General features: G+C 68.3%; 11 protein-coding genes and 1 pseudogene. 4 read left to right on the top strand and 8 right to left on the bottom strand.

Features of this window, described 5'->3' with window-relative positions; all coding sequences use genetic code 11:
- Nucleotides 1-275, bottom strand: a pseudogene (locus VGO10_RS14300) (hypothetical protein); the annotation flags it as partial.
- Here VGO10_RS14300 and mptB point away from each other — a divergent pair.
- On the top strand, nucleotides 259-1,383 hold the full coding sequence (mptB, locus tag VGO10_RS14295) for a polyprenol phosphomannose-dependent alpha 1,6 mannosyltransferase MptB (protein ID WP_327469447.1): 1,125 nt from the start codon (nucleotides 259-261) through the stop codon (nucleotides 1,381-1,383). The pseudogene VGO10_RS14300 and the gene mptB overlap by 17 nt on opposite strands.
- 69 nt (nucleotides 1,384-1,452) lie before the next feature.
- Nucleotides 1,453-2,517, top strand: a complete 1,065-nt coding sequence (locus VGO10_RS14290) for a glycosyltransferase family 2 protein (protein WP_327469445.1) — start codon at nucleotides 1,453-1,455, stop codon at nucleotides 2,515-2,517.
- 14 nt (nucleotides 2,518-2,531) lie between these two features.
- Here the strand turns inward: VGO10_RS14290 and cysE are convergent, their stop codons facing one another.
- From cysE to gltX, 5 genes are all read right to left on the bottom strand, one after another.
- The gene (gene cysE / locus VGO10_RS14285; protein WP_414642240.1) at nucleotides 2,532-3,251 is read right to left on the bottom strand and encodes a serine O-acetyltransferase; all 720 of its coding nucleotides are present in this window, start codon (nucleotides 3,249-3,251) and stop codon (nucleotides 2,532-2,534) included.
- 74 nt (nucleotides 3,252-3,325) lie between these two features.
- Entirely contained in the window at nucleotides 3,326-4,258 is a 933-nt protein-coding gene (gene cysK, locus VGO10_RS14280; RefSeq protein WP_327469441.1) for a cysteine synthase A, read from the bottom strand.
- Between the two features lie 611 nt (nucleotides 4,259-4,869).
- Nucleotides 4,870-5,262, bottom strand: a complete 393-nt coding sequence (locus VGO10_RS14275) for an Rrf2 family transcriptional regulator (RefSeq protein WP_327469439.1) — start codon at nucleotides 5,260-5,262, stop codon at nucleotides 4,870-4,872.
- A gap of 232 nt (nucleotides 5,263-5,494) precedes the next feature.
- Nucleotides 5,495-6,583: an HDOD domain-containing protein gene (locus tag VGO10_RS14270; RefSeq protein WP_327469437.1), complete on the bottom strand. Its 1,089-nt coding sequence runs from the start codon at nucleotides 6,581-6,583 to the stop codon at nucleotides 5,495-5,497.
- A 114-nt stretch (nucleotides 6,584-6,697) separates the two neighbouring features.
- Nucleotides 6,698-8,035 (bottom strand): glutamate--tRNA ligase, encoded by a 1,338-nt coding sequence (gltX, locus tag VGO10_RS14265; RefSeq protein WP_327469435.1) that lies wholly within the window; start codon nucleotides 8,033-8,035, stop codon nucleotides 6,698-6,700.
- A 15-nt stretch (nucleotides 8,036-8,050) separates the two neighbouring features.
- On the opposite strand from gltX, the gene VGO10_RS14260 reads away from it, so the two are divergent.
- A complete protein-coding gene (locus VGO10_RS14260; protein WP_327469433.1) occupies nucleotides 8,051-8,959 on the top strand; it encodes a deoxyribonuclease IV in 909 nt (302 codons plus the stop codon).
- Between the two features lie 13 nt (nucleotides 8,960-8,972).
- Nucleotides 8,973-10,367: a glucose-6-phosphate dehydrogenase gene (zwf, locus tag VGO10_RS14255; RefSeq protein WP_327469431.1), complete on the top strand. Its 1,395-nt coding sequence runs from the start codon at nucleotides 8,973-8,975 to the stop codon at nucleotides 10,365-10,367.
- Nucleotides 10,368-10,480: 113 nt separating this feature from the next.
- Here the strand turns inward: zwf and VGO10_RS14250 are convergent, their stop codons facing one another.
- Complete coding sequence (locus VGO10_RS14250; protein WP_327469429.1) at nucleotides 10,481-10,846, bottom strand: hypothetical protein; 366 nt, start codon at nucleotides 10,844-10,846, stop codon at nucleotides 10,481-10,483.
- A 17-nt stretch (nucleotides 10,847-10,863) separates the two neighbouring features.
- On the bottom strand, nucleotides 10,864-14,430 hold the full coding sequence (gene dnaE / locus VGO10_RS14245) for a DNA polymerase III subunit alpha (RefSeq protein WP_327469427.1): 3,567 nt from the start codon (nucleotides 14,428-14,430) through the stop codon (nucleotides 10,864-10,866).
- Nucleotides 14,431-14,533 lie beyond the last annotated feature (103 nt).

The following is a 14,533-nucleotide window of genomic DNA, read 5'->3' as shown; positions in this document are numbered from 1 at the left end:
CACGGCCCGCTCGGGGCCACCGAAGCCGGCGCATTCGAGCTTCGGGATTCCCGGCTCAACGCCCGCTCTGGCTCCTCGCGCACGCGGGTGGGGATGCTCGGCCTGTCCGGGCTGCTCGGCACCGGGTTGATCGTCTCGATCTCCGCGGCGGGGACCGACTCGCTGCTGCCGGAGTCGGTGCGGCCGGTCCCCCAGTGGCTCGCCGGCCCGTTCGGCGCCACCGGCCTAGGGCTCAGTGTCGGCGCGCTGATCGGCGTGATGACGCTGATGTTCATCTCCTATGCGGTCGCCGTTCAAGCGGCCGACCGCCTGTCGGCGCGGTCTGTGCTGATGACGATCGCGGCGCTGCACGCACTCGTCCTGCTGGCGCCGCCGCTCGTCTCCACCGATGTGTTCAGCTACCAGGCGTACGCGCGGATGGGAAGCATGTACGGCGCCAACCCGTATCTGCACGGGCCGTCGGCGATTGGCCTCGATCCGGTGTATCCGTTCATCGGCGCCAAATGGGTGTCAACGCCGACCGTGTACGGGCCGGTGTTCACCGTTCTGAGCTACACGCTGGCGTCCGCCTCGATCGCCGCCAGTGCGCTTGCCTACAAGGCGATCGCAGCGGTCTCGAGTCTCGCGATCGTCGCGATCGTGTGGAACACGGCGCGCCTTCGCGGCGTCGACCCGGTGAAGGCCGCAGCACTCGTCGGCCTCAACCCGCTGGTCGTCGTCTACGGCGTCGGCGGCGGCCACAACGACATGCTGATGCTGGCGCTGGCCGTCGCCGGGATCGCGCTCGCGCTTCAGCATCGCGACCGTCTCGGAGCGGGATCGATCGTCATCGGCGCCGGCGTGAAGCTGACCGCCGGCCTGTTCCTGCCGTTCACGCTCGCAGGCGCCGGGGGCCGCCTGTCGCGCAGCCGCCGGCGCGACGTGCTGGTCGGCGCCGGTGTCGCCGGCGCCGCGGTGGTCGCGCTGGGGTTCGCCGTGTTCGGCGTCGGACCGCTGCACCTGTTCGGATCGATCTCACAGAGCCAGAGCCAGGGCGACTGGCACAGCATCCCCGGATTCATCTCGACACGGATGGGACTCGGGACGGCGGGGCATGTGACCGGCATCGTGCTCGCGGTTCTGTTCGCCGTCGTCTTCTGCCGGCTGCTTCTGCACGTGTGGCGCGGCGAGCTCGACTGGATCGACGGCGCCGGCTGGATGATCGTCGCGCTGCTGATCACCGCCAGCTCGCTGCTGCCGTGGTACGTGGCCTGGCTGATGCCGCTTGCAGCGCTCGCCGCCGACAGACGTCTGTGGCGCGCTTCGATCGCGATGACCGGCGTGTTCCTCGCGGTCCAGGTCCTCGGATACATCCCCCATGGCCTGTCGATGCCGCTCCTCTAGCCCGCCAGCTCGAGATATGCCCGGCCACCTGAGATTCCGCCGCAACGGCGACGTCCGTACCATGAGCGCATGAGCGTGTCGCCTGACGTCAACGACGGCGGCCCGCGCAAGCTCGAGCTGCTCAGCGTCGTAGCTCCCATCTACAACGAGGAAGCGACGGTCGCGGAGTTTTATTCGCGCGTGTGCTCGGCGCTCGAAGGGCTGCCGTTCGAGCTCGTGCTGGTCGATGACGGCTCGACCGACCAGTCGCCCGCGCAGCTCGATCGACTGGCCATGCACGATCCGCGCGTGCGCGTGGTCTACCTGTCTCGCAACTTCGGCCACCAGACCGCGCTGACCGCCGGCCTCGACCACGCCCGCGGCGACGCCGTCGTGATGCTCGACGCCGACCTCCAGGATCCGCCCGAGGTGATCACAAGGATGCTCGATCACTGGCGCGCCGGTTGCGACGTGGTCTACGCCGTGCGCGAGGAGCGTGAGGGCGAGTCGGCCTTCAAGCTCGCAACCGCGCGCTGGTTCTACAGCCTCTTCGACAAGCTCGCACAAGTCGAGCTGCAACACAACTCGGGCGACTTCCGCCTGCTCGACCGGACCGCGCTCAACGCGCTCCTGTCGATGCGCGAGCGCAACCGCTTCCTGCGCGGCATGACCGTGTGGGTCGGGTACCGGCAAGCCGCCGTGCCCTATCACCGCGACCCGCGGTACGCCGGCGAGACGAAGTACACGATCTCCAAGATGCTGCGCTTCTCGCTCGACGCGATCTCGTCCTTCTCCCACCGGCCCTTGCAGCTGGCGACGCTGCTCGGCTTCATCATCTCCACGCTGGCGTTCATCGCGATCCCCGTCGTGATCGTGCTGCGCATCCTCGGCTCCTACCTGCCGGGGTTCGGCGCGATCACGATCGCGGTGCTGCTGCTCGGCGGTATCCAGCTGATCGCGATCGGGATCATCGGCGAGTACGTCGGCCGGATCTACGACGAGGTCAAGGGCCGGCCCCTGTATCTCGTGCGGTCACGCGTGAACATCGCCGACTCAGAGACGCCTTCACCGCCGCTGCCGCCGGTCACGGCCGAGGGCGGCCGCTTCGGCGAATCGGCGCCGGTGGGCTTCGAGCCCGGCCGGTTCGACGAGTAGCGCTGCTGGACCGGTTAGCCGCCCGCGGGGTTCGGCCCGCGCGAGCGGTTGACGCGATCGTCGCCGTAAAGTGCCTCGGTGACGTCGGCGGCCGGCGAGCCGTTGCCCGACTGCTGCTCGAGCGCTGAGATCCGCTGAGACAGGCCCTTGATGGCGTCCGCGATGGGGTCGGGCAGGTGCACCCAGTCGGCGTCTGGTCCCTCCGGTCGCCGCCCCTCGATGCGCACCGGGTGTCCCGGGTTGCCGACCACGGTGGAGTTCGGGGGGACGTCATGGATCACGACGCTGCCGGCGCCGATCTTCGAGCCGTGTCCGACGGTGATCGGCCCCAGCAGCTTGGCTCCCGATCCGATCGTTACGTTGTCCTGCACCGTCGGGTGGCGCTTGCCGGTGGCAAATCCGGTGCCGCCGAGCGTGACCCCCTGGTAAAGCGTGACGTCGTCGCCGATCTCAGCCGTCTGGCCGATGACCACGCCCATCCCGTGGTCGATGAAGAACCCCTCACCGATCGTCGCGGCCGGATGGATCTCGATCCCCGTGATCGACCGCGCGATCGCCGCGATCGCCAGCGGCAGGAACGGCACGCGGGCGCGGTACAGCGCGTTCGCCAGACGATGAGCGAGCAGCGCGTGCACACCGGGCCACGTCGCCAGCACCTGGAGTGAGCCGACGCCTCGAGCCGCCGGGTCCCTCGTGCGCGCCGTGGCGACATCGCGTCGGATCTCCCCGATCATCCGGCCGACCATGAGGAAAGCCTAGCTAGTGGCGGTGCCCGGGTCGCGATCCCGCAGGTTACGGCCGCCGGCGATCAGCCCGCCGGCGCGAAGAACGGCGTCGACACGTAGCGCTCGCCCGAGTCTGGGAGGATCGTGACGATCCTGGCGCCCTTGTGCTCAGGGCGGCGTGCGAGCTCGAGCGCCGCCCACACCGCCGCCCCGCAGGAGATTCCGGCGAGCACGCCCTCGTGTCGCGAGAGGATGCGCGCCGTGTCGATCGCCGCCTCGTCGTCGACCGCGATCACCTCGTCGATCACCTCGCGGTTGAGGACCTGCGGGATGAAGCCGGCTCCGATCCCCTGGATCTTGTGGGGGCCGGGCTTGCCGCCCGACAGCACCGCCGACGCGGCCGGCTCGACGGCGACGATGCGGCATTGTGGGTTGCGGTCCTTGAGGAACTCGCCGACGCCGGTGATCGTGCCGCCGGTGCCGACGCCGGCGACGAACACGTCGACGCGGCCGTCGGTCGCGTCCCAGATCTCGGGCCCGGTGGCGCGGCGGTGGATCTCGGGGTTCGCGGGATTTGAGAACTGGTCGGGCAGGAACACGTCGGTGTCGGATGCCATCGCCCGGGCGGCGTCGACCGCCTCGTTCATTCCGCCCAGCGACTCGGTGATCTCGACTCTGGCGCCGTACAGGCGCAGCAGCCCTTCACGCTCGCGGCTCATCCCCTGCGGCATCGTCAGCACCAGGTCATAGCCCTTTGCGGCGCACACGAAGGCCAGCGCAATCCCGGTGTTGCCGCTGGTCGCCTCGACGATCGTCGTGCGGCCCGGCTCGATCTGCCCGGCCTCCTCGGCGGCTTGGATCATCGATACGCCGATCCGGTCCTTGACGCTGCCGCCGGGGTTCAGCGCCTCGAGCTTGGCGAACACCTCGGCGGGGGCACCGTCGAGCACCCGCGTCAGCTGCAGCATCGGCGTGCGGCCGACGTAGTCGGCGATGTTGGTTGCGATCGGGGCCATTACGGCCGCCAACGGTACGAGAAGTGCGGCGAACTCGCGGTTTGGGGGCGTGTGAGCGGTCGACGCGGGACTAACGAAACTGGGAACGGACGATCACTGTCGTCGCAACGGGTCGCATCGAGGCCGGGTCCTCTCGACACCCGCGGCGGACTACTGACAAGTCGTGAACTCAAATTTGAGCGGAGCACTGGCACGGTGCTCCGCACCGTCGGTCGCAAGGGCCACCGGTGTGATGACCAGCCAGTGGTTCCCACAGCCCGTAGCGGGCTGACGCCGACGGTCGGGCGAGAAACGGCGCCTGGCGATAGATCAGCCGTGGGGCGCAGTGGCGGTACCCAGTGGGCCCGCTGTTGGCGCTGCGCGCCCACGGGGATCTGATCTGCTCAAGAAACGATCAAATCGGAACGCTTCTTCCGCGATTCAGGACCGCTCGTTCCCGGGGTGCCAGCACGGCCACCACATAGCGGATGGCGCTGCGAGGCTCCCAAATTTCGTGCCCCATCCCCGTTCCTAACCGGGAACATGTCGGCCGTCGCCTCACAGCGCCCGTGATACCAACGTTTTGCCGCCCCGTGCGCTTGCGCGACACCGCTCGGAGGTCACGCCGCTACCTAGATGTGGTACATCGGCGTCGTCGCCGCGCGCGTCTCGGCCTCGGCCACATCGCTCACCGTCGACTCGCCGAGCACCGACCGCACTGCCGACGCGGCCGTGGCGAACACGCCGGTCGCGCCCGCGCCGACGGGACCGTCGAGCAGCTCGACGATCTCGAGCACCGTGATCTCGGTGCCGGGCCGGGCGAACGTGTAGCCGCCCTTGACGCCGCGGTGAGAACGCAGGATCCCCGATCGCCGAAGGGTCGCGAACAGCTGCTCAAGGAACTGCACGGGGATCTCGCGCCGCCGCGCCAGCTCGGCGATCGGGACGGGGCCGCGATCGCCGTGGTGGTACAGCTCGACCAGCGCGCTCAGCGCGTACGGCGACTTGGTGGTGATCGAAATCATCTACCGGGACGATCGTATGCGACCGCCACCGGCAGAGTCCACCGTCTAGCCGGTAAGCGTCCGACTAATGAGAGCCTGCCGTCCAAGCCCCCGCACTCGTCTGGCGGCGGCGGATCTGCGCGGACTCAGCGTCCTCGGCTCTCGCTGTAGCGCTGCTACAGCTTCGATCCTGCGTCCTTGATCCGCTTGATCCGGCGCTCGCCGGCCAAGCGCGCTGGCTTGGAGTCAGACTCTAGATCCAGCCGCGCTCGGTGGCGATCAGGACCGCCTGTGCACGGTCCATCGCGCCGAGCTTGCCGTAGACGTTGTGCAGGTGCGTGCGCACCGTGCTCGTCGACAGGCCGAGCTCCGAGGCGATCTGCTTGTAGACCATCCCGCGCGCGAGGCGACGCAGCACGTCGATCTCGCGGCTGGACATCGGGCACGGGTCGATCTGACGCGGCCGGCCACCGGCGGTGGGGAGCGGCAGCTCGTACATGACCGTGCGCAGGTCGGCCGGCTTGACGCCGACGACGCGCGCGACCGACAGCAGCTCCGACGGGGAGATCACGCCGCCCAGCACGTAGTGCGCGAGCATGTCGGCGAGTCGCACCAGGGCGGCCTCGCCGTCTGCGTCCTCGGCGTGGTGACGCTCGATGACGCTGGCGATCGACTTCGGCAGGCCCCAGCGGCGGGCGAGGACGCCGCCGACCAGCGCGTGGTCGACGCCGAGCTCGCGACGCTCGGTCTGGATGCGCTCCTCCGGAGTCCGCGCGTCGGCGTGAACCTGACGCGGGTAGCCGGGGTACGCGTGGACGAGCACCAGCTTGCCCACGTCGTGCAGCAGCGAGGTGACCATCAGACGGTCGCGCGACTCGTAGCCGAGCTCGCGAGCGAGCCGGTCGGCGACCCGCTGGGTGGCGACGCCGTGCAGACGGAAGCGCTCGGGCACACCCTGCCAGACGGCGGTGCGCTCGAAGAAGTCAAACGTGCGAGCGCGGCTGGCGATCGCGTGGACGGTGCGCGGTGACAGGACCTCGACGCCCTTGACGGCGCTCTCGACGCGGCCATGCTGACGGCCGTCGACCTGGTTTGCCAGGCGCAGGACCGTGACGGCGAGCGCCACGTCGGCCTCGACGGCGGCGACGACCTCGGCGGTCGGCGGCTCGCCCTGCTCGAACAGGCGCATGACCCGGTTGCGGGACTCGACCAGCATCGGGAAGGCCTCGAGCGCCTCGAAGGCGGCGGTCAGCCTGCGACCGTGGCCCTCGTTGTGACGACGCTGCTCACCAGCGACGACGGAATCTGAAGTTGATGTTTTGACTGCAGCTAGCGTTGCCACGAAAGCCTTGCTCTCATTGGTCGGTTGATCGGACGCAGCGGAGACTGGCTCCGCCTCGCGGGATTTCCGCTCAGCCTCTTTTATCGGCAGATGTTCGATGGCTTTGAGGCCTTTCTACGACCGGGCCCGATCAAGCGCCTTGTCGATCCGGGCAAGCGTCTCCTCACGCCCCAGCAGTGTCACGCTTTCGAAGATACCTGGGGATACGGTCGTGCCCGCAATCGCCACGCGTATCGGCTGAAAAACACGGCCCGCCTTGCCGCCGTTCGCCTCGACGACTTCGCGCAGCGAAGCTTCCACGTTGTCGAACGTGAACGGGTCCGCGGTCGCGAGCGCCTGGCGCGCCGCCTGCAACGTATCCACGCCCCCGTCGCGGCCGATCACCTTTTCGAATGCCTTGGGGTCGTCGACGGGGCCGTCAAAGAAGAATCCGGCCAACGGCCAGAAGTCCGCAAGCGTCTGGATCTTCTCGCGCGAGATCTCGACCGCCCCGCGCAGCCCGGTGCGACCCGTGTACTCCTCGAGCCGGCTCGTCAACTCGTCGACCGAGAGCTCGCGCAGGTGGCGCCCGTTCAGGTGCCGGAGCTTGCGCTCGTCGAACACCGCGGAGTTCTTGGACACGCGCTCGAGGCGGAAGCGCTCCGCGAGCTCGTCCATCGTGAAGAACTCCTCGTCCGCAGCAAACCCCGCTCCCAGCAGCGCGATGTAGTTGTCCACCGCCTCGGGCAGATAGCCGGCGGCGCGTAGCTCCTGGACCGACGCGGCGCCGTGTCGCTTTGACAGCTTGCGCCCGTCGGGGCCGTGCAGCAACGGCAGGTGCGCGTACCGCGGAGGTTCAGCGCCCAGCGCCCGGAACACGAGCAGCTGCGTCGGTGTGTTGGAGATGTGGTCCTCCCCACGAACTACGTGAGTCACGCCTGCGTCGAGGTCGTCGACGGCGACTGCAAAGTTGTACAGCACGGAGCCGTCGGCGCGCGCAATTACCGGGTCGTCGCGGCTGACGTTGGCAAACCGGATCTCCCCGCGGATGATGTCGTCGAAGAACGTGTCGCCCTCGTTGGGGTAGTGCAGTCGCACCGCGCCCGACTCCTCCGCCTCGCCGCGGAAGCCGCGATCGAAGCCGTGGCGCTCCTTGTAGAGCTTGACGTCGTCGGCAGTCGCCGCGGAGTGATACGCGTGGCCGTCGGCGAGCAGCTGGGCGAGCGCATCGCGATGCCGGTCCGCGCGCTCTGACTGGAAGATCGGCCCCTCGTCGAACCCGAGGTTCAGCCAGCGCAGCGCGTCCAGGATCTGCTCGACGTTCTCGGGGGTCGATCGCTCGCGATCGGTATCTTCGATGCGCAGCACCAGGGTGCCGTCCTGGCCCCGGGCCAGCAGCCAGTTGTATAGGGCGGTGCGGGCACCGCCGATGTGTAATGCCCCGGTTGGGGAAGGAGCAAATCGAACGCGCATGGAGACGTAGGCATCATGCTAATCGGCGCTCACGTATCTAACGCAGGTGGACTCCCAAAAGCAGTGGAACGGGGCATCGAGCGCGGCTGCGAGGCGATCCAGATCTTCAACCAGTCGCCGCGCATGTGGCGGCCCACCGCCTACACCGACGACGACTTCGCCGAGTTCCGCGAGGCGATCAAGCCGACCAAGATCAAGGCGGTGCTGATCCACGCCGTGTACCTGCTCAACTGCGCCACCGAGGATCGCGAGATGCGCGACAAGTCGCGTACGTCGCTGATCCAGTCGTTGCGGGTCGGCGCCGGGATCAGAGCGGTCGGCGTGGTGCTGCATCCGGGCTCGGCCAAGCAGGGCGACGTGGGCAAGGCGATCAAGCGAGCGGGCAAGGTCATCAAGGAGGCACTCGACGAGACCGAGCGCTGCCACCTGCATCTCGAGGACACCGCGGGGGCCGGCGGCACGCTTGGACGTTCGTTCGAGGAACTTGCGGCTCTGATCGATGCCTCCGGCGGCGGCGATCGCCTCGGGATCTGCCTGGATTCGTGCCACCTGCTGGCGTCGGGCTACGAGGTTCGCACCGTCGAAGGCCTGCGCGACACGCTGAAGAACTTCGACTCGATCGTGGGACGCAAGCGCCTGAGCTCGCTGCACGTCAACGACTCGATGACCCCGCTGGGCTCCAACCGGGACCGCCACGCGCTCCTCGGCCAGGGCGAGTTCGGCGAGAAGGGCTGTGCGACGTTCCTGTCCGAGCCCCGGTTCCAGAGGCTGCCGTCCGTGCTCGAAACCGGCTCTGACGGCGGCGCGCCCAGCGCCGACGACGTCGCGCTCGCGGTCAAGCTGCACAAGCGCGGCCTGGCGTCGCGCAAGCGCTCCAAGTCCGCCTCCAAGCCGCGCGGCTCCAAATCCGCCGCCAACCGCTAGCTTCACTGCCCAGATGAGCGAGCGCAGCGGCGACGCGCTGGTCGTGTTCGGGATCACCGGCGATCTGGCGCGCAAGATGACGTTCCGGTCGCTCTACCGGCTGGAGAAGCGAAAGCTGCTCGACTGCCCGGTGATCGGCGTCGCGGTCGACGACTGGGACGTCGCCCAGCTGCGCGAGCGGGCACTGGAGTCCGTCCGGCAGAGCGGCGAGAAGCTCGACGAACGGGTGTTCTCGCGCCTGTCAAACCGGCTCTCGTACGTGAGCGGCGACTTCGCCGATCAGGAGACCTACAAGCGCGTGGCCGCCGCCCTGGGCGACAAGCAGAACCCGGTCTTCTACCTGGAGATCCCGCCCTCGCTATTCGCAACCGTGGTCAAGGGCCTGGCCGAAGCGAGGCTCGTGTCAAACGGGCAGCGCGTGGTCGTCGAGAAGCCGTTCGGCCACGACCTCAAGTCGGCCAGGGCGCTGGCCAGAAGACTGCACAAGTACATCGACGAGTCGCAGCTGTACCGCATCGATCACTTCCTCGGAAAGATGGGTCTCGAGGAGATCCTGTACCTGCGGTTCGCCAACACGATGCTCGAGCCGATCTGGAACCGCAACTATCTCGCCTGCGTGCAGATCACGATGGCCGAGAAGTTCGGCGTCGAGGATCGCGGGCACTTCTACGACCCGGTCGGAGCGCTGCGCGACGTCGTCGTCAACCACCTGCTCCAGCTGCTGGCAAGCGCGGCGATGGAGCCGCCGTCGAGCGGCGACCCCGATCTAATCAAGGACGCCAAGGCGTCGGTGTTCAGGGCGATGCCGGAGGCCGACCCCGCCAACTACGTCAGGGGCCAGTACGAGGGCTACCGCGAGATCGACGGCGTGCGACGCAACTCGACGACCGAGACGTTCGCCGCGCTGAGGCTCGAGGTCGACAACTGGCGCTGGGCCGGCGTCCCGTTCTTCATCCGCACCGGCAAGCAGCTGCCGGTCACCCAGACCGAGCTGCGGCTGCTGTTCAAGCAACCGCCGAAGGTCCACTTCCTCAGCTCGAGCCGGCGCCGGCCCCAGCCCAACGAGATCGTGTTCAGGATCGACCCCCGCACCGGCATCCGTTTGGTGCTGGACGCCCAGCGCGCCGACCAGGCCGGCGCCAGCGCGATCGAGCTGGACATGGAGTTCTCACAGGAGGGCGGCGAGGGCGCCACGCCGTACGAGGTGCTGCTGCACGCCGCGCTGATCGGCGACAGCACCCACTTCACGCGGCAGGACGGAGTTGAGGAGACCTGGCGCATCGTGCAGCCGCTGCTGCAGTCACCGCCGAGGGTGCAGGCCTATCGGAAGGGATCGTGGGGCCCGAAGGCGGCGGACGAGCTGGTGGCTGGGTTCGGCGGCTGGCACGGGCCCTGGCTCAGCGGCTGACCGACGGCCGAACGGCAACGGCCCATTGAAGGGACGGACGGCGGCGGTTCCCGGGTCGCGACAGGGTGCATAACCCGCCATGCGCCGGTGTGCCCGGGGAGCGATCCCGGTGCCTACGCGCCGCGACCGGGGCGCCGACTCCGGGGCGGCGACTCCGGTTGGTCACCCGGACCCGGCTCCTCGCTCCAATCGGGACGCACCACGCGTCCGGTCCCCGGCAGGTAGTTGGTGCGCATCCGAAGCGGTATCCGGCGGCCACCAGGGCGCTTGGGCCGAAACTCGATCAGGCAGACGATCGCGACCAAGGTGACGATCGCGAACCCGATCACCTGGATCGTGTGCGTCGAGGGGATGAACAGCGCGGCGCACCCGATCACGAGGAGCACCACGACCGTGATCACGAACCCGGTCGGGGACGAGCGTGGACTGTCGACGTCGTCCGGGGTCATCCCGGCACCCATGCCATCGGGATTCTCCATGTTGGGGAGGGTACCCCTCAGGCGACGCTGGCCGGCGCCTGTACCGCCTCGATCCGCTCCTCGGCGAGGATCGCGGCCCCGAGCAGCTGATCCAGCTCGGCGTGCAGGCTCGCATTGCGCTCCACCCGGAACTGGGTGCCCAGCTTCAGGCGGCGCTCCCCGATCGACGTGCGCAGCTCGATCACGACCTCCGACTCGCCGGGGAAGCCCGTGAGCAGCTCGCGCAGCTCGCCGAGCACCGAGGCTGGAAGCGCGTTGGCGTCGAGCCGCAGCCGCAGCGCATCGGGGCCGGACGGAGCCACGGCCTCGCGCTCTTGCGCCTCCGCGACCTCTTCTTCGGTCGGCTGGAAGCGGTCGGCCTGCTGGACGATCAGGCACGTCTTCTCACGGTCCTTGTGGTCAACCCGGCCGCGGACGAGCACGATCGAGTCCGGCGCAAGCGCCTCCTCGCAGGCGAGCAGCGGCTTGCCGAATACGATCATCTCGAGCGACGTCTCGAGGTCGTCAAGCGTCGCGAACATCATCGGATCGCCCTTCTTGGTGCGGATCCGCTTGGTCTCGGTGATCATCCCGCCGACCGTCACCCAGTCGCCGTCGCGGCGCGCGGAGAGCTCGCCGAGCGAGCAGTCGACCTTCTCCCGCATCGCGGCCCTGACGTCCTTGAGCGGGTGGGCGGAGATGAAGAGGCCGATCGACTCCTTCTCGGCGGCGAGCATCTCGTGGCGATCGAACTCGATCATCGGGATCGGGGCGTGACTGGGAACCGTCATCGCTCCCGCGCCGGTGTCTGCCCCGCCCAGGTCGCCGAGATCGAAGATCGAGCCCTGGCCGATCAGGGCGTCCTGCTGCGCCTTCTGGCCCGCGCCCTGAGCCTGCTCGAGCACCATCAACATCCCCTTGCGCGAGGCGCCGGTCGATCCGAACGCGCCGCACTTGACGAGCGCCTCGATCGCCTTCTTGTTGACCGCGCGGCCGTCGACGCGCGCGCAGAAGTCCCACAGGTCGCGGAAGGGTCTGGCGGGCGGGTCATAGTCACCGCGCGCCCGCTTGATCGCCTCAACCGCCGCAAACCCGACGCCCTTGACGGCATCGAGCCCGAAGCGGATGTTGCCGTCGACGACGACGAACTCGTGGTCTGAGAGGTTGACGTCGGGCGGCAGAATCGAGATCCCCATCTGCTCGGCGTGGCCGACGAAGAACGGGACCTTGTCCTTGGTATCCATCACCGAGGAGATCAGCGCGGCCATGTACTCCGCGCAGTAGTTGGCCTTCAGCCAGGCCGTGCGGTAGGAGATCAGCGCGTAGCACGCCGCGTGGGACTTGTTGAAGGAGTAGTCGGCGGACTTCTGGTTGGTCGCCCAGAGCCAGTCGATGGTCGACTGCGCGACACCGTTCTTGGCGGCGCCGGCGCGGAACATCGGCTCCAGCTTGGCCATCGCCTCGCGGTTCTTCTTGCCGATCGCCTTGCGGAGGTCGTCGGCCTGCGCGCCGCTGAAGCCCGCCAGCTCCTTGGAGATCAGCATCGACTGCTCCTGGTACAGGATGACCCCGTACGTGGGGCCGATGATCGGCTCCAGGCGCTCGTCGGCGATCGAGACCAGATCCGGGTTGCGCTTGCCGCGCGCGTAGGTCGGGATCTGCTCCATGGCGCCCGGGCGGTAGAGCGACACGAGCGCGACGAGGTCGTCGAACTCCGTCGGCTTGACCTTGCGCAGCGCCTCCTGCATGCCTTCTGACTCGAACTGGAAGACGCCCACGGAGTCGCCGGCGGCGAGCATCTCATAGGTCTTCTCGTCGTCGAGCGGCAGCTTGGTCATGTCGGGCCGCTCACCGGTCGAGCGGCCGATGATGTCCAGCGCGTCCTCGATGACGTCGAGGTTGCGCAGACCCAGGAAGTCCATCTTGAGCAGGCCAAGCTCCTCGACGGGCTTCATCGAGAACTGCGTGACCTGCCGGTAGATCTTGTTGCCCGACGCGTCGGTCTCGTTGGCGTCGGCCAGCTGCAGCGGCACGATGTCGGTCAACGGCATGCCCGCGATGACGACCGCGGCCGCGTGGATCGAGTTGTTGCGGACGATCCCCTCGAGGCCCTTGGCGACGTCGACGATCTGCTTGGCGATCGGGTCCTTGTCGTACTCGACGCGGAGCGGCTCGCCCTCCTTGAGGCAGTCCTCGAAGCTCGGCGAGCGGCCCATGATCGGGTCCGGGATCAGCTTGGCGAGCTTGTCGCCCTGGCCGTACTCGTGGCCGAGGACGCGCGCGGCGTCGCGCGTCGCGGCGCGCGGGAACATCTTGCCGAAGGTGATGATCTGCGCGACCGACTCGCGGCCGTACTTCTCGACCACATACTGCATCACGCGCTCGCGGCCGCGGACGGAGAAGTCGATGTCGATGTCGGGCATCGACACGCGCTCGGGGTTGAGGAAGCGCTCGAAGAGCAGGTCGTAGCGCAGCGGATCGAGGTCGGTGATCCGCAAGGTGTAGGCGATGATCGAGCCGGCCGCCGAGCCGCGGCCCGGGCCGACCGCGATGCCGTGCTCCTTCGCCCACTTGACGAAGTCCCACACGATCAAGAAGTAGGCATTGAAGCCCATCGAGTCGATGACGCCGAGCTCGAACTCCATGCGCTCGACGGCCTCGGCCGGCAGCGGCAGGCCGTAGCGGGCGTGCATGCCCTCCTCGACGCGAGCGCGGAGGTAGGCCTTCTCGTCCTCGCCCTCGGGCAGGAAGCGCGGGATCAGCTGCTGGTTGAGGGCGATCTCGACGTTGCAGCGCTCGGCGACCTCGAGGGTGTTCGGGATCGCGTCAGGCCATTCGGCGAACTTCTCGACCATCTCCTCCGACGAGCGCAGGTAGAACTCGTTGGTGTCGAAGGTCATCTTCGGCGCGGCGAGCGTGGATTTCGTCTGCACGCACAGGAGCGCCGTGTGGTGGTGGTAGTCCTCGCGGCGGAGGTAGTGGACGTCGCCGGTGCCGACGAGCTTGCCGCCGAGCTCGCGGGCGATCTTGACGATGCCCTCGTTGGCCTTGTCCTGGTCGGCGATGCCGTTCTTCTGGACCTCGTAGTAGACGTCCTCGGGGCCGAAGACCTGGAGCAGATCGTCGATGTGCGCGCGCGCCTCGGCCGGGTTGTCGGCGATCAGGCGCTGGCAGAAGCGACCGGCCAGGCAGCCGGTCAGCGCGATGACGCCGTCGGCATGGGCGGCGAGCTGGGCCATGTCGAGTGACGGCTTGCCGCGATGCAGGCCCTCGAGGAAGCCGGCGCTGGAGAGCTTGACGAGGTTGCGGTAGCCGGTCTCGTTGGCGGCCAGCAGCGTGAGGTGGTTGCGCTCGACGCGACCGGGCGCACGGTTGGCGTGGTCGTCGACGAGATAGATCTCGCAGCCGAGGATCGGCTTGACGCCCTCGTCCTTGCAGGCCTTGTACATCTCGACCGCGCCGTTCATCACGCCGTGGTCGGTGAGGCCCAGTGCGGGCTGGCCGAACTCGGCGGCGCGTTTGGCGAGCGCCTTGATGTTGCACGCGCCATCCAGCAGCGAGTACTCGGAGTGGACGTGCAGATGGACGGCGGGCGACTGGCTCACGGGCAGAGGTCGAGGATAGGTGGCGGATCGGACAGCGAGGTGGGGTGCGATGGTGGCTCGCACAGGCTCCCCGCAAGGTGCGGATTTCGATACTGCAGGACGG

This window comes from Baekduia sp. (assembly GCF_035996765.1).
Taxonomy (GTDB): Bacteria; Actinomycetota; Thermoleophilia; order Solirubrobacterales; family Solirubrobacteraceae; genus Baekduia.
This window is presented reverse-complemented; position numbering and strand designations above follow the sequence as displayed.